14 protein-coding genes are annotated in these 19,100 nt (G+C 71.6%); 11 read left to right on the top strand and 3 right to left on the bottom strand.

What is annotated here, in order from left to right; translation table 11 throughout:
* Positions 1-5: 5 nt before the first annotated feature.
* Both L3K22_RS05230 and ilvD read left to right on the top strand, forming a co-directional pair.
* Complete coding sequence (locus tag L3K22_RS05230) at positions 6-881, top strand: IucA/IucC family protein (RefSeq protein WP_308445905.1); 876 nt, start codon at positions 6-8, stop codon at positions 879-881.
* A 77-nt stretch (positions 882-958) separates the two neighbouring features.
* The gene (gene ilvD, locus L3K22_RS05225) at positions 959-2,791 is read left to right on the top strand and encodes a dihydroxy-acid dehydratase (RefSeq protein ID WP_263310469.1); all 1,833 of its coding nucleotides are present in this window, start codon (positions 959-961) and stop codon (positions 2,789-2,791) included.
* A 76-nt stretch (positions 2,792-2,867) separates the two neighbouring features.
* Here ilvD and cobA read toward each other — a convergent pair whose 3' ends face one another.
* Genes cobA through nirB form a run of 3 tightly spaced genes read right to left on the bottom strand, consistent with a single transcriptional unit; the run spans position 2,868 to position 7,497 of the window.
* Positions 2,868-4,418 (bottom strand): uroporphyrinogen-III C-methyltransferase, encoded by a 1,551-nt coding sequence (cobA, locus tag L3K22_RS05220; protein WP_263310468.1) that lies wholly within the window; start codon positions 4,416-4,418, stop codon positions 2,868-2,870.
* Positions 4,415-4,822: a nitrite reductase (NAD(P)H) small subunit gene (locus L3K22_RS05215; protein WP_263310467.1), complete on the bottom strand. Its 408-nt coding sequence runs from the start codon at positions 4,820-4,822 to the stop codon at positions 4,415-4,417. The genes cobA and L3K22_RS05215 overlap by 4 nt, the downstream gene beginning before the upstream one ends.
* Positions 4,822-7,497: a nitrite reductase large subunit NirB gene (gene nirB / locus L3K22_RS05210; protein ID WP_263310466.1), complete on the bottom strand. Its 2,676-nt coding sequence runs from the start codon at positions 7,495-7,497 to the stop codon at positions 4,822-4,824. Before nirB ends, L3K22_RS05215 begins: the two co-directional genes overlap by 1 nt.
* A gap of 430 nt (positions 7,498-7,927) precedes the next feature.
* Here nirB and L3K22_RS05205 point away from each other — a divergent pair, with 430 nt between their 5' ends.
* The 9 genes from L3K22_RS05205 to L3K22_RS05165 all read left to right on the top strand — a co-directional run bounded on the left by L3K22_RS05205 (position 7,928) and on the right by L3K22_RS05165 (position 19,060).
* Positions 7,928-9,685, top strand: a complete 1,758-nt coding sequence (locus L3K22_RS05205) for an acetolactate synthase large subunit (RefSeq protein ID WP_263310465.1) — start codon at positions 7,928-7,930, stop codon at positions 9,683-9,685.
* A 50-nt stretch (positions 9,686-9,735) separates the two neighbouring features.
* Positions 9,736-10,251, top strand: coding sequence for an acetolactate synthase small subunit (gene ilvN / locus L3K22_RS05200; protein WP_029360997.1), 516 nt, complete (start codon positions 9,736-9,738; stop codon positions 10,249-10,251).
* Between the two features lie 102 nt (positions 10,252-10,353).
* Positions 10,354-11,385, top strand: a complete 1,032-nt coding sequence (ilvC, locus tag L3K22_RS05195) for a ketol-acid reductoisomerase (RefSeq protein WP_053916833.1) — start codon at positions 10,354-10,356, stop codon at positions 11,383-11,385.
* Positions 11,386-11,568: 183 nt separating this feature from the next.
* Positions 11,569-13,176 (top strand): phosphoglycerate dehydrogenase, encoded by a 1,608-nt coding sequence (serA, locus tag L3K22_RS05190; RefSeq protein ID WP_263310464.1) that lies wholly within the window; start codon positions 11,569-11,571, stop codon positions 13,174-13,176.
* Positions 13,177-13,207: 31 nt separating this feature from the next.
* On the top strand, positions 13,208-14,278 hold the full coding sequence (locus tag L3K22_RS05185; RefSeq protein WP_263310463.1) for a 3-isopropylmalate dehydrogenase: 1,071 nt from the start codon (positions 13,208-13,210) through the stop codon (positions 14,276-14,278).
* 51 nt (positions 14,279-14,329) lie between these two features.
* On the top strand, positions 14,330-15,421 hold the full coding sequence (locus L3K22_RS05180; RefSeq protein ID WP_263310462.1) for a branched-chain amino acid aminotransferase: 1,092 nt from the start codon (positions 14,330-14,332) through the stop codon (positions 15,419-15,421).
* 7 nt (positions 15,422-15,428) lie between these two features.
* Positions 15,429-17,069, top strand: coding sequence for a citramalate synthase (gene cimA, locus L3K22_RS05175; RefSeq protein WP_263310461.1), 1,641 nt, complete (start codon positions 15,429-15,431; stop codon positions 17,067-17,069).
* A gap of 10 nt (positions 17,070-17,079) precedes the next feature.
* The gene (locus L3K22_RS05170) at positions 17,080-17,604 is read left to right on the top strand and encodes a glycine cleavage system transcriptional repressor (RefSeq protein WP_263310460.1); all 525 of its coding nucleotides are present in this window, start codon (positions 17,080-17,082) and stop codon (positions 17,602-17,604) included.
* Positions 17,605-17,830: 226 nt separating this feature from the next.
* On the top strand, positions 17,831-19,060 hold the full coding sequence (locus L3K22_RS05165) for a nitrate/nitrite transporter (protein ID WP_263310459.1): 1,230 nt from the start codon (positions 17,831-17,833) through the stop codon (positions 19,058-19,060).
* Positions 19,061-19,100: the final 40 nt, after the last annotated feature.

Below are 19,100 nucleotides of genomic sequence, written 5' to 3'. Positions count from 1 at the left end.
CCGCCTTGCGTATTCAGGGTAGGCAGCCCTTACTGCGCAGGTCCGGATGGCCCGCGCCCCAGGAGGCCGGCGATGCGGAGCTCTCGGACCACGGCTTCCGCGTGCTGCGCGAGCGCGCCGCGATCGGGTACACGGGCGACGCCTACCACCGCACCCGCACCACGAACCCGCACCGCAAGATGCTCGCCGCGCTCTGGCGCGAGAACCCGGTCGCGCAGCTCGCACCGGGGGAGCGGGTCTTCACCATGGCGGCGCTCCTGCACCGCGACCACGAGGGCCGCTCCGTCGCCGCGGCGATGCAGCGCGCCTCCGGCCTGCCGCCCGAGCAGTGGCTCGCCGGATACCTGCGCGCCTATCTCCGACCGCTGGTCCACCTGCTGCTCGCCCACGACGTGGTGGTGATGTCCCGCGGAGAGAACCTCATCCTGCGCGTGCGGGAGCAGCAGGTGATCGGCGCGTTCTACAAGGACATCGGCGAGGAGATGGCGGTGGTGGGCCGCCGTGCCCTGCCGGAGGGCATGGAGCGGGTGCGGGCCGTGGTGCCGGGGGAGGAGAAGTCGCTGTCGATCTTCACCGACGTCTTCGACGGGGTGCTGCGCCACCTCGCCGGGATCCTCGACACCGACGGGATCCTTCCCGCCGACCGGTTCTGGGGCCAGGTCGCGAGCGTGCTCGACGAGTACGAGGCCGACCACCCCGGCCTCGCCCGAGGCCTCGCCGGCGATGTGGACCTCCGCGCCGGCTCCTTCGCCCACTCCTGCCTGAACCGTCTCCAGCTGCGCAACACCCTGCAGATGGTGGATCTCGGCGACCAGGCCTCCTCGCTGCTGTACGCCGGGAGGATGGGCAACCCCGTCGCGAGGGTGGGGGCGATCGTCTGAGCGGTGACCAGTGTGATCCCCGTCCGGCGTCCGGATGGTGACACCGCCATCTCGAATGGCGGCGTAGCATGACGGGCATGGCTCAGCTCCGTTCCCGCACCTCGACCCACGGCCGCAACATGGCAGGCGCCCGCGCCCTCTGGCGCGCCACCGGCATGAAGAGCGGCGACTTCGGCAAGCCGATCATCGCGATCGCGAACTCGTACACGCAGTTCGTCCCCGGCCACGTCCACCTCAAGAACATGGGTGACCTGGTCGCGAGCGCGGTCGAGGAGGCCGGCGGCGTCTCCAAGGAGTTCAACACCATCGCCGTCGACGACGGCATCGCCATGGGCCACGGCGGCATGCTCTACTCGCTGCCCAGCCGAGACCTCATCGCCGACTCGATCGAGTACATGGTCAACGCCCACACCGCCGACGCGCTGGTGTGCATCTCGAACTGCGACAAGATCACCCCCGGCCACCTCATGGCCGCGATGCGCCTGAACATCCCGGTCATCTTCGTCTCCGGCGGCCCCTCCGAGTCCGGCAAGCCCGTCGAGGGCGTCACCGAGAACCGGATCGACCTGGTCGATGCGATGTCGCTGTCCGCGAACGACTCGATCACCGACGCGCAGCTCGCCGAGGTGGAGGAGAACGCCTGCCCCACCTGCGGCTCCTGCTCAGGCATGTTCACCGCGAACTCGATGAACTGCCTCACCGAGGTGCTGGGCCTGTCCCTGCCCGGCAACGGCACCACCCTCGCCACCCACGCCTTCCGCAAGGAGCTCTTCCTCGAGGCGGGGCGGAAGATCGTCGAGCTCGCCACGCGCTACTACGAGGAGGACGACGAGTCGGTCCTGCCCCGCTCGATCGCGACCAAGGCCGCGTTCTCCAACGCGATGGCCATGGACGTGGCGATGGGCGGCTCGACCAACACGATCCTGCACATCCTCGCCGTCGCGATCGAGGCCGGCGTCGACTTCGGCCTCGACGACATCGACCGCATCTCCCGCTCCGTGCCGACGCTGTCGAAGGTCGCCCCCAACGGCACCGCCCACGTCGAGGACGTCCACCGCGCCGGCGGCATCCCCGCGATCCTCGGCGAGCTGGACCGTGCCGGGCTGCTGGACCACACCGTCCATACCGTCCACTCCCCGGACCTCACCAGCTGGCTGACCGAGTGGGACGTGCGCGGCGGCAAGGCCTCGAAGAAGGCCGAGGCCCTCTTCCACGCCGCCCCCGGCGGCGTGCGCACCACCCAGGCCTTCTCCACCACGAACACCTGGGACGAGCTCGACCTCGACGGCGAGAACGGCGTGGTCCGCGCCGTCCCCCACGCCCACACCAAGGACGGCGGCCTCGCCGTGCTCAAGGGCAACCTCGCCCGCGACGGCGCCGTGTTCAAGACCGCCGGCGTCACCGAGGACCTCTTCCACTTCGAGGGCACCGCGGTGGTCTGCGACTCCCAGGAGGAGGCGGTCCAGAAGATCCTGGACAAGACCGTGAAGGCCGGCGACGTGGTGGTCATCCGCTACGAGGGCCCCAAGGGCGGCCCCGGAATGCAGGAGATGCTCTACCCCACCTCCTTCCTCAAGGGACGGGGCCTCGGGAAGACCTGCGCGCTGATCACCGACGGCCGCTTCTCCGGCGGCACCAGCGGCGTCTCCATCGGCCACATCTCCCCGGAGGCGGCCGAGGGCGGGCTGATCGGCCTCATCGAGGACGGCGACAGGATCATCATCGACGTCGACAAGCGCCTGCTCGAGCTCGACGTGCCCGAGGACGAGCTGGCCCGCCGCCGTGAGAACAAGGGTGCCCTGCCCTGGCGGCCGGAGAACCGCGACCGCAAGGTCTCCCAGGCCTTGAAGGTCTACGCCCACCTCGCCCGCTCGGCGACCTACGGCGCGACCCGTCGCCCGCTCGACTGAGAGCAGCACCCGCACCCGACGAGAACGGCCGTCGCCCCCTTCCGGGGCCGACGGCCGTTCCTCGTGCCGGGACGGGTCACGCCCCGAGCGCGGCCTCGTAGCGCTCCAGCGCGATCTCGGCGACGAGCGGATGATCGCCGAGAGGGGCGGTGACCACGTCGGCCCCCGAGGCGCCGACCAGGTCGTGGAAATGGCCGGGGGCGAGCACATAGCTCGCCACCACCACCCGCGCACCGTCGGCGAGGCCCTCCCGCGCCGCGGCGACGGCGTCCACGACCGTCGGCGTCGCGGCATACGCGTAGCCGGTGCTCACCTCCCGGCCGAGCCGCTCGGAGAGCAGACGCGCCATCTCCTCGACCTGCGCGACGCCCTCGGGATCCCGCGTGCCGGAGCCCGCCATCACCACCGCGTCGCCTTCGCGCAGGCCCGCCTCGGCGAGGCGCTGCGCCATCACCTCCGCGAGCCGCGGGTCCGGGCCGAGCGGCGCGGCGGCGGCCGCAGCACGACCGGCGACCGCCCCGCCGATGTCGTCCTTGACGTGATACCCGAGGGAGAGCAGCAGCGGCACCACGACCGCCTCGACCGCTTCGCCCTCCCGGGTGCGGGCCTCGGCGGGCCGGGCATGGGCGGAGACCACCGCGGCCACGTCCGGGGACTGCACGTCCACGAACGCCTCCCGCACCGCGCCCGGCGCCTGCGCCGCGATCCGGCGCAGCAGGGCGCGCAGCACGTCCCGCCCCTCCCGCGAGCGGGTGCCGTGGGAGCAGCCGATCAGCACCGGGGCGGGGGAGCGGTCGGGAGCGGGCCCGTGCTCCGGCAGTTCGACGGCCTCACGGCCCGAGCCGTACTCCGGGGCCTCCGCCGCGGCGGCCGACTGCTCCGGGCGGAGGAAACCCTCCGCCGCAGTCCGGCCCACCACGATCACGGCCGGGTGCCCGATGCCCGCCTCCCAGGCGACCTGCTCGATGTCCGCGAGGGTGCCGCGCACCTGGCGCTGGCCCGGCAGGGTCGCCTCCTGCACCACCGCGACCGGGGTCGCGGGATCGATCCCGTTCAGCAGCGCCTGGGCGACCAGCCGCGGCAGCCACTCCACGCCCATCATCAGCACGGTCGTGGTTCCCGGATCGGCGAGCGCCGCGAGGTCCGCGGGGCCCAGGTCGCCGTGGGCGTTGACCACGTGCACGGCGACGGCGGTGCCGCGATGGGTGACGGGCACGTCCCCAGCCGCGGGACCGGCCAGCGCCGAGGTCACCCCGGGCACCACCTGCACGTCGATGCCCGCGGCGCGACAGGCGAGGACCTCCTCCCCGCCGCGGCCCAGCACGAACGGGTCCCCGCCCTTCAGCCGCACCACGCGCCGTCCCTCACGGGCGATCGCGACGAGCAGCGCACCGATGTCGTCCTGCCGCATGGAGTGCGCGCCGGGCCGCTTGCCCACGTCGATCACCTCGACGTCGGCCCCCAGCTCGTCCAGCAGCGCGCGCGGCCCGAGCCGGTCGGCGACCACCACGTCGGCCTGCCGCAGCAGGTCCAGGCCGCGCACCGTGATCAGGTCCCAGGCGCCGGGGCCGCCGCCCACGAGGGCGACGGCCCCGGGCTCGAGGTGGGCGCCGGTCAGGCCGTTCACGCCTCCCCGCCCGTGCCGGGGCGCGGCGCGGCGGAGACGTGCACGTGCCCGTCGTGCACCTCGACGTCGAACACCGCGATCGGCAGCTTCTCCCCGCCGCCGGAGTCGAGCACCGCGCCGGTGTCGAGATCCCAGCTCTGCTTGTACATGGGGGAGGAGAGGGTGGGGACGATCCGTCCCTCCGCCTCGCCCTCGGCCGTGAGCAGGTGGGTGCCCACCAGGCCGCGGGAGAGGATGTTCGAGCGGGAGTAGGGGTCGTGCTGCTGCACGGCGCGCACGCTCCCGTCGTCCAGCAGGAACACCGCGATCTGGGTGCCGTCCGGAAGGAGCGCCGCGGCGCCCCGCTCCGGGGTCAGCGCGCCGAGCGGGCAGATCGGCACGAGGGCGTCGGCGGGGGCGGTCATCACTGGTCCTCCTGCGAGATGTGGTCGGCGCCGGCGAGGGCGTGCTCCTTCGCCGCGAGCGGGGTCGGGAAGGTGGTCTCCGGGGCGTCCTCCGGCCGGGCCGGGCGCACCTGCTCGCGCTCGAGCACGTAGCGCAGCGTCTTGTCGTGCAGGTCCGGGGCGTTGATGAAGGACACGAACTTCGCGCGCCGCTCCGGATCGTTGACCGCCTCGGCCCACTCGTCGACGTAGGTGTCGGTGTGGCGCTGCATGGCGGCCTCGAGCTCCTCGCCGATGCCGAGGGAGTCCTCGACGATCACGCGGCGGAGCTCGTCGATGCCGCCGGGGTACTCCTCGACCCAGCGCGCGGTGCGCTGGAGCTTGTCCGCCTCGCGGATGTAGAGGATGAGGAAGCGGTCGATGCAGCGCTGCAGGGTCTCGTCGTCGAGGTCCTCGACGAGCAGCTGCGCATGGGCGGGCTGGGCGCCGCCGTTCCCGCCCACGTACAGGTTCCAGCCGCGGTGCGTGGCGATCACGCCGACGTCCTTCGCCTGCGCCTCCGCGCACTCGCGCGCACAGCCCGAGACGCCGATCTTGATCTTGTGCGGGGAGCGCAGCCCCCGATAGCGGCGTTCGAGGTGCGAGGCCATCGCGGTCGAGTCGCCCACGCCGTAGCGGCACCAGTTGGTGCCCAGGCAGCTCTTCACCATCCGCAGCGACTTCCCGTAGGCGTGGCCGGACTCGAAGCCGGCCTCGACCAGGCGCTCCCAGATCTTCGGCAGCTGTTCGAGCCGGGCCCCGAACATGCCGATCCGCTGGGCGCCGTTGACCTTCACGTACAGGCCGTAGTCCTTCGCCACCTGCGCGAAGACGAGAAGCTTCTCGGGGGTGACCTCGCCGGCGGGCATCGCGGGGATCACCGAGTAGGTGCCGTCCTTCTGGATGTTCGCCATGACGTGGTCGTTGGTGTCCTGCAGCGAGCCGAGCTGACGGCCCACCGGGCTGTGACGCTTACCGGAGAGAGCGCCGAGCGAGGACAGGATCGAGGCGACCGTGGGGCGGCAGACCGCGCAGCCGCGACCCGCCCCGGTGCCGTGCGCGGCGACGACCTCGGTGAAGGTCTCCTGGCCGCCCTCCTCGACGAGCCTGTACAGCTCGGCGCGGGAGTGGTCGAAGTGCTCGCACAGCGCGCGGGAGACCTCGATGCCGCTCTTGGCCAGCTCCTGGTTCAGCAGCTTCGTCAGCGACGGGACGCAGGAGCCGCACACGGTGCCGGCGGTGGTGCACTCCTTGATCGCGCCGACCGTGTGGCAGCCCTGCTCGTTCACGGCGTGGCGCACCGTGCCCGCGGAGACGTTGTTGCACGAGCAGATCACCGCGTCGTCCGGCATCTCCGCGCCCGCGAGCGCATCGCCCGCGCCCTCCGGCGCGATCACCGCGGAGGGGTCGGCGCCCAGGGCCCGCCCGGTCATCGGGCGCAGCTGCGAGTACAGCGCGATGTCGCCGACGAACACGCCGCCGAGCAGGGTCGTCGCGTCGTCGCTCATCACGAGCTTGCGGTACTGGCGGTGCACGGGGTCGACGAAGGACACCTCGAGCGCGTCGGGGGTCATGGCGTTGACGTCGCCGAAGGCGGCGGCGTCAACGCCCACGCCCTTGAGCTTCGTGCCGTCCTCGCCGCGCTGGTGGGTGCGGGTGCCGCCGAGGAACCGGTCGGCGACCACGTCGGCCATGTCGTTGCCGGGGGCGATCAGGCCCGCGCACACCCCGTCGAAGGAGGCGCACTCGCCGATCGCCCAGATGTCCGGGTCGGAGGTCTGGCAGCTCTCGCCCACCACGATGCCTCCGCGCTCGCCGACGGCGAGGCCGGCCTCGCGGCCGATCCGGTCGCGGGGGCGGATGCCGGTGGAGAAGACGACGACGTCGGCGGGCAGCTCGCTGCCGTCGGTGAGCTCCGCGGTGCCGATCGCGCCGTCCTCGGCGGGACGGAAGGCGGTCGCGCCCACGCCGGTGCGCACCTCGATGCCCTTGTCCTGGATGAGCAGCCGCAGCATCTCGCCGCCGCCGTCGTCGAGCTGGACGGCCATCAGCCGGTCCGCGAACTCGACCACGGTGGAGCGGGCGCCGAGGTCCTGCAGCGCGGCCGCGGCCTCGAGGCCGAGCACGCCGCCGCCGACGACGACGCCGCGGACCTCGCGGCCCAGCGCCTCGCCGCGCTCGGCGACCCAGGCGGCGAGGGACTCGACGTCGTCGACCGTGCGATAGCTGAAGGAGCCGGGCAGGTCCTTGCCCTCGGCGCGGGGCGCCCAGGCCCAGGAGCCGGTGGCGAGCACGAGCCGGTCGTACTCGTGGACGGTGCCGGAGGCGCAGGTGACGGTGTGCGCGGAGCGGTCCACGCTCTCGGCGGCGTCGCCCGTGACCAGCGTGATCCGCGGGTCGGCCCAGACCCCGGTGTCCAGGGCGAGCATCTCGGCGCGGCGGTGGCCGAACCAGTCCGAGAGGTGCACGCGGTCGTAGGGATGCTGGGTCTCCTCGCCGATCACGGTGAGGGTCCAGTCGCCGGTGGGGTCCTGGGACTGCATCCGGGCCGCGAAGCGGTGCCCGGTCATGCCGCCGCCGATCACGACGATGCGGGTGCCGGGCGGCATCGGCGTCCCGGTGGCGGGGGCGAGGGGGGAATGGCCGGTGGCGTTCATGGCTCTGCGCACGGTCCTCTCTGGAGCGGGTGACCTCGTCCCTACCGTAAGCAGGACCGGACGCCGTGCGCAGGACTTTCGTCGCTTCGTCGGGCGTCGGGGTGGGTCCCTCCGGGCTTTACACCGCGTTGTGACGAAGCGCGTCGCGCCTGCGCCGATGCGCCGGCTGCCCGCAGGGTCTCGCGATCCGGACAGGTGGCCCCGGCCACGGTCCGGGGCCTATGGTGGGTGCATGCAGACGATTCTTCTCGTAGTTCCCGAGCGCGGCTGACGCCCACTCGTCGCTTCGAGACGTCATCCGCGCCCCTCCCCGAGCCCCAGGCGGAGGGGCTTTTTCGTGCCCGGCCCGCGGGACGGCGCGACGGGAGGGACGGGGAGCATGTTCCACTCACCGCCACTGCCCACCGTCCGAGACGACGAAGGAGTTCCGATGACCGGACAGCAGATGACCGGCGCGCAGGCGCTGGTCGAGTCCCTCGAGCATGCCGGGGCAGAGGTCGTCTTCGGCCTTCCCGGCGGCGCGATCCTGCCCACCTACGACCCGCTGATGGATGCCAAGAAGCTCCGGCACGTGCTGGTCCGCCACGAGCAGGGCGCCGGCCACGCCGCCTCCGGCTACGCCCACGCGACCGGCAAGGTCGGCGTGTGCCTGGCGACCTCCGGCCCGGGCGCCACCAACCTCATCACCGCGATCGCCGACGCCCAGATGGACTCGATCCCGCTGGTCGCGATCACCGGCCAGGTCGGCTCCTCCTTCATCGGCACCGACGCCTTCCAGGAGGCGGACATCGTGGGCATGACGATGCCGGTGACCAAGCACAACTTCCTGGTCAAGGACGCCGCGGAGATCCCGAAGGTCATCAAGCAGGCCTTCCACATCGCCTCGACCGGCCGGCCCGGCGCGGTGCTGGTGGACGTCACCAAGGACGCCCAGCAGGACATGATGGAGTTCGTCTGGCCCGAGACCCTGGACCTCCCCGGCTACCGCCCGGAGCCGCGCCCGCACGGCAAGCAGATCCGCGAGGCGGTGCGCCTCATGCTCGAGGCGAAGCGCCCGGTGTTCCTGCTCGGCGGCGGCGTGCTGCGCGGCGGCGCCACCGACGAGGTGCGCGAGCTCGTCGACGCCTCCGGCATCCCCTTCACCACCACCCTCATGGCGCGCGGCGCCCTGCCGGACTCCCACCCGAGCCACCTCGGGATGCCCGGCATGCACGGCACCGTCGCCGCGGTCTCGGCCCTGCAGCGCGCGGACCTGCTGATCAACATCGGCGCCCGCTTCGACGACCGGGTCACCGGCCGCCTGGACTCCTTCGCGCCCGGCGCGAAGATCATCCACGCGGACATCGACCCCGCCGAGATCTCGAAGAACCTCGTCGCCGACGTCCCGATCGTCGGCCAGGCCGGCCAGATCGCCAAGGCCCTGACCGAGGAGCTCCGCGCCCGCCTGGCCGAGTCCGACCCCCGGGACTACGAGGGCTGGTGGGGCACGCTGGACATGCTCCGAAAGAACTACCCGCTGGGCTGGACCGCGACCGAGGACGGCTTCACCGCCCCGCAGAAGGTCATCTCCCGCATCGGCGCGATCTCCGGGCCCGATTCGATCTACGTCGCGGGCGTGGGCCAGCACCAGATGTGGTCGGCCCAGTTCGTCCAGTACGAGAACCCGCGCACCTGGATCAACTCCGGCGGCCTGGGCACCATGGGCTACTCGGTGCCCGCGGCGATGGGCGCCAAGGTGGGCATGCCGGAGAAGACGGTGTGGTCCATCGACGGCGACGGCTGCTTCCAGATGACCAATCAGGAGCTCGCCACCTGCGTCATCAACGACATCCCGATCAAGGTCGCCGTCATCAACAACAGCTCGCTGGGCATGGTGCGCCAGTGGCAGAACCTGTTCTACGACCAGCGCTACTCGAACACCGAGCTGAACACCGGCCACGGCTCGCGCCGCATCCCCGACTTCGTCAAGCTCGCCGACGCCTACGGCTGCGCGGGCCTGCGCTGCGAGCGGGACGAGGACATCGACGACACCATCCGCCAGGCGATGGAGATCAACGACCGCCCCGTGATCGTGGACTTCACCGTCAGCGCCGACGCGATGGTGTGGCCGATGGTGCCGGCCGGCGTCTCCAACGACGAGATCCAGATCGCCCAGGGCATGAGCCCCGAGTGGGAGAGGGACATCTGAGCATGACCACCAACCAGCAGCAGGCCCCGACCGGTACCCCCGACTACGTCATGTCGCCGAACAGCCAGACTCTCTCGGTGCTGGTGGAGAACAAGCCCGGTGCGCTCACCCGCGTCACCGCCCTGTTCTCCCGTCGCGGCTACAACATCTCCTCGCTCGCGGTGGGACCCACCGAGCATCCGGAGATCTCCCGCATCACGGTCGTCGTCGACGTCGAGCAGCACCGGCTCGAGCAGATCACCAAGCAGCTCAACAAGCTCGTCAACGTCCTCAAGATCGTCCAGCTCGACCCCCGCCAGACGGTCCAGCGCGAGCTGATCCTCATCAAGGTCACCGCCGACAGCTCCACCCGCACCCCGGTGCTGGAGATCGTGCAGATGTTCCGCGCGAAGGTCGTCGACGCCGCCTCGGACTCCGTGACGATCGAGGCGACCGGCACGCAGGACAAGCTCACCGCCCTCCTCGGCATGCTCGAGGAGTTCGGGATCCGCGAGATCGTGAAGTCCGGCGAGGTCGCGATCGGGCGCGGCGGTCGGGCGATCACCGACCGCGCGCTGCTGTCCTGACCCCGCCCCGCTGACCGAATAGCAAGACCGTTTCTCATATCGCAGGACGAGGGGCGCTACCATCGCCCCGAGGCCCACACGCAACCATCGAAGGAGCACAACGTGGCTGAGATCTTTTACGACGACAACGCCGACCTGTCCATCATCCAGGGCAAGAAGGTCGCGGTCGTCGGCTTCGGCTCGCAGGGCCACGCCCACGCGCTGAACCTGCGCGACAGCGGCGTCGAGGTCCGCGTGGGCCTGCGCGAGGGCTCGAAGTCCGCCGCGAAGGCCCAGGAGGAGGGCCTGACCGTCGGGACCGTCGCCGAGGTCGCGGAGTGGGCGGATCTGATCATGATCCTCACCCCCGACCAGGACCAGCGGAAGGTCTTCGCGGACTCGATCAAGCCCCACCTCTCCGAGGGCAAGGCGATCGCCTTCGCGCACGGCTTCAACATCCGCTTCGGCTACATCGAGGTCCCCGAGGGCGTCGACGTGCTGCTGATCGCCCCGAAGGCCCCCGGCCACACCGTGCGCCGCGAGTTCGTCGCCGGCCGCGGCATCCCGGACATCGTCGCCGTGGAGCAGGACGCGACCGGATCCGCCTGGGACCTCGCCCTGTCCTACGCCAAGGGCATCGGCGGCACCCGCGCCGGCGTCATCAAGACCACCTTCACCGAGGAGACCGAGACCGATCTCTTCGGCGAGCAGGCCGTGCTGTGCGGCGGCATGAGCCACCTCGTCCAGGCCGGCTTCGAGACCCTCACCGACGCCGGCTACCAGCCGGAGATCGCGTACTTCGAGGTCCTCCACGAGCTCAAGCTGATCGTCGACCTCATGAACGAGGGCGGCATCGCCAAGCAGCGCTGGTCGATCTCCGACACCGCCGAGTACGGCGACTACGTCTCCGGCCCCCGCGTGGTCACCGACCAGACGAAGGCCGACATGAAGGCGATCCTCGCCGACATCCAGTCCGGCGCCTTCGCCAAGCGCTTCATCGACGACCAGGACAACGGCGCCGAGGAGTTCAAGAAGCTCCGCGCCGAGGAGGCCGAGCACCCGATCGAGAAGGTCGGCAAGGACCTGCGCAAGATGTTCTCCTGGAGCGCGCAGTCCATCGACTCGGACTACGTCGAGGGCAGCGCCGCGCGCTGACCCACCCGGTCCCCAGACGGCGGCGGGAGCACCCACGAGGTGCTCCCGCCGCCGTCCTTCGTGCAACGGTCTCGCATCCTGACCCTCGTTCCCGCATGGCGGACACGGGACTACGCTGTCCCCTGAAACCCGTCGCACCCGAGGGCGTGAGCGACGACCGCCATCCGTACCGGAGGAGATTCCGTGACGCGTCCTGTCGTGCTCATCGCTGAGGAGCTGTCGCCCGCCACCGTCGAGGTCCTGGGCCCCGACGTCGAGGTCCGCAGCGTGGACGGCACCGACCGTCCCGCGCTGCTCGCCGCAGTGGCGGAGGCCGATGCCCTACTGGTCCGCTCCGCCACCCAGGTCGACGCGGAGGTGTACGCCGCGGCCCCGAAGCTTCGCGTCGTCGCCCGCGCCGGCGTGGGCCTGGACAACGTCGACGTCCCCGGCGCCACCACCGCGGGCGTCATGGTCATCAACGCCCCGACCTCCAACATCGTCTCCGCTGCGGAGCTCGCGATCGCGCTGATCCTCGCCTCGCTGCGCAACCTCGGCCGCGCCGACTCCTCCGTGAAGGCCGGCCGCTGGGAGCGCAAGCAGCTCACCGGCGTGGAGCTGCTGGAGAAGACCGTCGGCGTGGTGGGCTTCGGCCGCATCGGCCAGCTCGTCGCCGAGCGCCTGCGCCCCTTCGGCGTGACGCTCCTGGCCTACGACCCCTACGTCAACCACGCCCGCGCCGCCGAGCTCGGCGCACGCGTCGTCGAGCTCGACGAGCTGATGCGCGAGGCCGACGTGCTCACCGTCCACATGCCCAAGACCCCTGAGACCACGGGCCTGATCGGCGCCGAGGAGTTCGCGCTCGCGAAGCCGAACCTCCACGTCGTCAACGCCGCCCGCGGCGGCTTGATCGACGAGGAGGCGCTGTACACCGCGCTGAGCACCGGGCAGATCGCCGGGGCCGGCCTGGACGTGTACTCCTCCGAGCCGCCCGCGAAGAGCGAGACCGCCGCGAAGCTGCTCGAGCTCGAGAACATCACCCTCACCCCGCACCTCGGCGCCTCCACCGCCGAGGCGCAGGAGAAGGCCGGCGTGGCGGTGGCGAAGTCCGTGCGCCTGGCGCTCGCGGGCGAGCTCGTCCCCGACGCGGTCAACGTCGCCGGCGGCGCGATCGACGACCTGGTCCGCCCGGGCGTCGCCCTGTCGGACCGGCTCGGCCAGCTCTTCACCGCCCTGGCCGGCGAGGCCCCCGAGGTGCTCGACATCGAGGTCCACGGCGAGATCGCCTCCCGCGATGTCACCGCGCTGAAGCTCTCCGCCCTGCGCGGCATGTTCCGCTCCGTGGTCACCGAGCAGGTCAGCTACGTCAACGCCCCCGTCCTCGCCGAGGAGCGCGGCATCGCCGTCAACCTCGTCACCGACGAGACCACCGAGCGCTTCCGCAACGTCATCACCCTGCGCGGCACGCTGCGCGGCGGCGGCGTCGTGGCCGTCTCCGGCACGCTCAGCGGCGTGGACCAGGAGCACAAGCTCATCGACGTCTTCGGCCATGCGCTCGACGTGCCGCTGAGCGACCACCTGCTGATCCTGCGCTACTCGGACGGGCCGGGCCTGATCGGCAAGTACGGCGCCCTCCTCGGCGAGGCCGGCATCAACATCGCCGGCATGCAGGTCTCCCGCGTCCGCCGCGCCCAGGGCGCTGAGGCCCTCGTGGTCCTCGACCTGGACGAGTCCGTCTCCCGCGAGTTCGCCGAGGAGCTGGGCGCCGCGATCGACGCGCGCTCGATCCACGCCGTCGACCTCGTCTACTGATCCCACCCCCTTCTCAGGAGCAGCACCAGCAATGAGCACCACCCCCGCCCCGAGCACCCTCGATCTCGCCGTCATCGAGGGCGACGGCATCGGCAAGGAGGTCGTCCCCCAGGGCCTGCGCGCTCTCGAGGCCGCCCTCGAGCCCGCCGGCGTCGCGGTCCGCACCACGGACTACGACCTCGGGGCGGGGCGCTGGCACCGGACGGGGGAGACCCTGACCGACGAGGACATGGCGGCTCTCGCGCAGCACGACGCGATCCTGCTCGGCGCCGTCGGCGACCCCGGCGTGCCCTCCGGCGTGCTCGAGCGGGGCCTGCTGCTGAAGCTCCGCTTCGGCTTCGACCACTTCGTGAACCTGCGCCCCACCCGCCTGTTCCCGGGCGTCTCCACCCCGCTGGCCGAGCCGGGCGAGGTCGACTTCCTCGTCGTGCGCGAGGGCACCGAGGGCCCCTACGTCGGCAACGGCGGCTCCATGCGCACCGGCACCCCCCTCGAGGTCGCCACCGAGGTCTCCTTGAACACCGCCGTCGGCGTCGAGCGCGTGGTCCGCTACGCCTTCGAGCAGGCCGAGGCCCGCCGTCAGAAGCTCACCCTCGTCCACAAGCACAACGTGCTCGTCCACGCCGGGCACCTGTGGCGCCGCATCGTCGAGGAGGTCGGCGCCGAGCACCCCGGCGTCGAGGTCGACTACGCCCACGTCGACGCGATGATGATCTACCTGGTCCAGGACCCCTCCCGCTTCGACGTCATCGTCACCGACAACCTCTTCGGCGACATCGTCACCGATCTCGCCGGCGCCATCGGCGGCGGCATCGGTCTCGCGGCGAGCGGGAACGTCAACCCCACCGGCGCCTTCCCCTCGATGTTCGAGCCCGTGCACGGCTCCGCCCCCGACATCGCCGGCCAGGACAAGGCCGACCCCACCGCGACCGTGCTCTCGGTCGCGCTGCTGCTGGACCACCTCGGCCACATCGAGCCCGCCGCCGCGGTCCGCGCCGCGGTCGAGAACGACCTGGCCGCCCGAGCGGCGGATGCGTCGCTCGCCTCCCGCGGCACCGCCCGCATCGGCGACGACCTCGTCGCCGCGATCACCGGGCGCTGAGAGCCCGCACCTGACACACTGACTCTGCCGAACCCCGCCGAGGAGATCCCCGTGAGCGCACTCGCCTTCCCCCAGACCAGCACCACCCGTCGCGTGGGCGACGACGAGCGCGCCAGCATCCTCGCCGCCCCGGGCTTCGGCCAGCACTACACCGACTTCATGGCCCGCGCCCGCTGGACCGTCGAGGGCGGCTGGGGCCGGGACGAGGTCGTGCCCTACGGCCCGCTCGAGCTCTCGCCCGCCTCCGCCGTCCTGCACTACGGCCAGGAGATCTTCGAGGGCCTCAAGGCGTTCCGCCACGCCGACGGCTCGGTGTGGACCTTCCGCCCCGAGGCGAACGCCGAGCGCATGCAGCGCTCCGCCCGGCGCCTGGCCCTGCCCGAGCTGCCGGTCGAGGACTTCCTGACCTCGCTGAAGGCCGTCGTCGCGGCCGACGAGCCATGGGTGCCCGAGGCGACCAGCGAGGAGTCCCTCTACCTGCGACCCTTCATGTTCGCCAGCGAGGAGTTCCTCGGGGTGCGGGCCGCGCACACCGTGGACTACTACGTCATCGCCTCCCCGGCCGGTCCCTACTTCCCCCGCGGCGTCCAGCCGCTGGTCGTGTGGATCACCGACGAGTACGCCCGCGCCGGCGCCGGCGGCACCGGCGCCGCGAAGTGCGGCGGCAACTACGCCTCCTCGCTGCTGGGCAAGCGGGAGGCCGCGGAGAACGGCGCCGACGAGGTGCTCTTCCTCGACTCCGAGACCCACACCTCGATCGACGAGCTCTCCGGCATGAACGTCGTCGCGATCACGAAGGACGGCCGCCTGCTCACCCCGTCGCTGACCGGCTCGATCCTCGAGGGCGTCACCCGGTTGTCGATCCTGCGCCTCGCGGAGGACCGCGGCCTCGAGGTCCACGAGCAGAAGCTCGTGATGAGCGAGGTCGAGCAGCAGCTCGAGTCCGGCGAGATCACCGAGATGTTCGCCTGCGGCACCGCCGCGGTGATCAACCCCATCGGCGAGTTCCGCTCGAGGAAGGGCTCCTGGACCGTCGGCGACGGCGGCTCGGGCGAGGTCACCCTGGCGCTGCGCAAGGAGCTCACCGACATCCAGTACGGCCGGGTCCCGGACCGTCACGGCTGGCTGACCCGGCTGGTGTGAGCAGCCCATGACCACTCCCACGATCGAGGCCTTCCACCTCTACGACACCACCCTGCGCGACGGCTCCCAGCAGGAGGGGCTCACCCTCTCGGTGACCGACAAGCTCGCCGTCGCCCGCCATCTCGACGACCTCGGCGTGACCTACATCGAGGGCGGCTGGCCGGGCGCCGTCCCGCGGGACACGGAGTTCTTCGCCCGCGCGGCGACCGAGCTCGAGCTGTCCACGGCGCGTCTGGCCGCCTTCGGCGCGACCCGCAAGGCGGGCGTCGACGTCACCGAGGACCCGCAGGTGCGCGCGCTCGTCGATTCCGGTGCGCCGACGATCACGCTGGTCGCGAAGTCCGATCTCCGCCACGTCACCGGTGCGCTGCGCACCACCGCCGAGGAGAACCTCGCGATGGTCCGCGACACGGTCGCGCATCTCGTCGGCCTCGGCCGCGAGGTGTTCGTCGACGCGGAGCACTTCTTCGACGGCTTCCTCCAGGACCCCGACTACACGACCTCCGTGCTGGTGGCCGCGCACGAGGCCGGCGCCGCGGTGCTGGTGCTGTGCGACACCAACGGCGGCATGCTGCCGCACCAGGTCACCGAGATCATCGAGGACCTGCGCTCCCGTCTCGAGACGGCGGGTGCGGGCGGGGCCCGGCTCGGCGCCCACACCCACAACGACACCGGCTGCGCGGTCGCGAACGCGATCAGCGCCGTCCGTGCGGGGATCACCCACGTGCAGGGCTGCGTGAACGGCTACGGGGAGCGCACCGGCAACGCCGACCTGATCACGCTCCTGGCCGATCTCCAGCTGAAGATGGGCATGGACCTGGTGCCCGAGGAGACCTTCGCCGAGTCCACCCGGATCTCCCATGCGATCGGCGAGATCGTGAACATGCCCGTCAGCCCCCGCGCCCCCTACGTCGGGGCGAGCGCCTTCGCGCACAAGGCCGGGCTGCACGCGAGCGCGATCCGGGTGGACCCGGACCTGTACCAGCACACCGATCCCCGGGCGGTCGGCAATGACATGCGCATGATCATCTCCGACATGGCCGGCCGCGCCTCGATCGAGCTCAAGGGCCGCGAGCTCGGCTTCGAGCTCGCCGACGAGCCGGAGCTCCTCTCGCGACTCGCCCGGACCGTGAAGCAGCGTGAGGCGGAGGGCTACTCCTACGAGGCGGCCGACGCCTCCTTCGAGCTGCTCCTGCTGGACGAGCTCGGCCGCGTGCCGAGCTACTCCTCGGTCGAGTCCTGGCGGGCTACCTCCCAGCTGGGCCGCGACGGGACCCTCGAGACCGAGGCGACCGTGAAGCTGCGGGCCGACGGCGGGGGAGAGCGCGAGCGGAAGGTCGCGATCGCCGAGGGCAACGGCCCGGTCAACGCCCTGGACCTCGCCCTGCGCGAGGCGCTGCGGGAGCGCCACCCGGAGGTCGACGAGTTCGAGCTGCGGGACTTCAAAGTGCGGATCCTCGACTCCCAGCACGGCACCGACGCGACCACGCGGGTGCTCGTGCGCACCTCGGGCCGGGGCCTGGAGTTCCAGACCGTGGGCGTGGGACCCAACGTCATCGAGGCCTCCTGGGAGGCGGTCTTCGACGCGTACACCTACGGGCTCTACAAGTCCGGTGTTCCGGGGGTCTCCCACGCCGGGGAGCGCTAGTGTGACTCCCATGACGACCTACGTGCTCACCGCCATCGGGGACGACCGACCGGGCCTCGTCGCCGCCCTCGCCGCAGCCGTCGACGAGCACGGCGGCAGCTGGGTGGACAGCCAGCTCGCGCTGCTGGCCGGGAAGTTCGCCGGCATCGTGCAGGTGGACCTCCCCGACGAGTCGGTCCAGGGCTTCCTCTCCGCGCTCGAGGGCCTCGAGGCCGAGATCGGGCTCGCGGTGGAGGCCGCCGTCGCCGAGCAGACCGCTCCGCCCGGTCCCGCCCGCGCCCTCCGCCTGCACCTGCTGGGCCAGGACCGCACCGGCATGGTCCGCGAGGTCACCACGGCACTGCGCTCTCAGGGCGCGACCATCGACGGACTGCGCTCCTGGACCCGTGAGGCGCCCGAGGGCGGCGGCATGCTCTTCGAGGCCGAGGCCGAGCTCCGCCTCCCGACCGAGTCCGACGAGGCGGACGTGCGCGAGGCGCTCGAGACGATCGCTGCGGAGCTGATGGTGGACCTGGAGCTCGACGCCCCGGGATGAGTCCGTGAGGGCCCGATGCTGACGAATTCCGTGACCCTTGGGTCGCGGAATTCGTTGCATTCCGGTGGAAACTTGCGGGTTTCTCCGGGAACAGTCATTTCCGGGACTGAAGTCCTCTAGGGTGGCCGCACGGGCCGAGAATGCTTACGACGTACAGTTCCCCTCTGCGGTGCGTCGTCGAGCAGTGCTCGACCTTCGTTTCCGCACACGTCCGAGGAGCCACTCGATGACCGGGTCCCCGTCCTCCGCCGCCACGACGACCACCGCCCAGGACACCGTCCCGCCCGGAGCCTGGAGAGCGCTCCTGCTGGTCACCCTCGGTTTCGGGGTGAACTTCTGGGCTTGGGCGCTGCTCAGCCCGCTGGGCCCGGTCTATGTCGAGCAGGGTCTGGCGCAGGATGCCTCGCTGATCGTGGCGCTGCCGGTCCTGGTCGGCTCCCTGGGCCGGATCCTGATGGGCGGCCTCTCCGACCGGTTCGGCGGGCACCTCATGTTCCCGCTGGTGTCCCTGCTGACCGTGATCCCGGTGCTGTTCCTCGGTCTCGCCGGCCAGTACTCCTATTCCACGTTGCTGCTCGGCGGATTCTTCCTCGGCATCGCCGGCACCACCTTCGCGATCGGCGTCCCCTTCGTGAACTCGTGGTTCCCGCCCGCCAAGCGCGGCATGGCCACGGGCCTGTACGGGGTGGGCATGGGCGGCACCGCCATCAGCGCCTTCACCACGGTGCCGCTCGTGGACGCGGCCGGCAGCGCCGCCCCCTTCATCGTCACCGCGGTCGCGCTGGTCCTCTACGCCGTTCTCGCCTGGCTGTTCATGCACGACGCCCCCACCTGGAAGCCCTCGGGCAAGAGCATGCTCTCCCAGACCCTGCTCGCCATGCGGCAGAAGGTCACCTGGCAGGCCTGCTACCTCTACGCCCTCTCCTTCGGCGGCTACGTCGCCTTCTCCGTCTTCCTGCCCACGATGCTGAAGAACTGGTACGGCCTCACCACGGCCGACGCCTCCTTCCGCATGGCCGGCTTCGTCATCGTCGCGGTGATCATGCGCCCGCTCGGCGGAACCCTCTCGGACCGGATCGGCGCCGTGCGCACGCTGCTGATCTCCTACGTGGCCGTGGCCCTCGCCGCGCTCATGCTCGCCTTCCAGCCCGCGCTGATGCCGCTGGGCACGATCGACTTCATCGTCATGGCCGCCGGCCTCGGCCTCGGCTCCGGCGCGGTCTTCGCCCTGGTCGCCCAGGCCGCCGACCCGTCCGTCGTCGGCTCCGTCACAGGCTTCGTCGGCGCCGCCGGCGGCCTCGGCGGCTTCGTCCCGCCGCTGGTGATGGCCGCGATCCACGCCGGCAGCGGCAGCTACTCCCTCGGGATCGTCCTGCTGCTGATCGCCACCCTCGGCGCCGTCGTCGTCACCCTCTTCGTCGGCCGCGGCGCCCGCCGGGCCGCCGCCACCGTCTGATCCGTCACCGCTGACCCGTCGTCCCCGACCAGGAGGAGCC

This window comes from Brachybacterium atlanticum, assembly GCF_025669985.1.
Taxonomy (GTDB): domain Bacteria; phylum Actinomycetota; class Actinomycetes; order Actinomycetales; family Dermabacteraceae; genus Brachybacterium; species Brachybacterium conglomeratum.
This window is presented reverse-complemented; position numbering and strand designations above follow the sequence as displayed.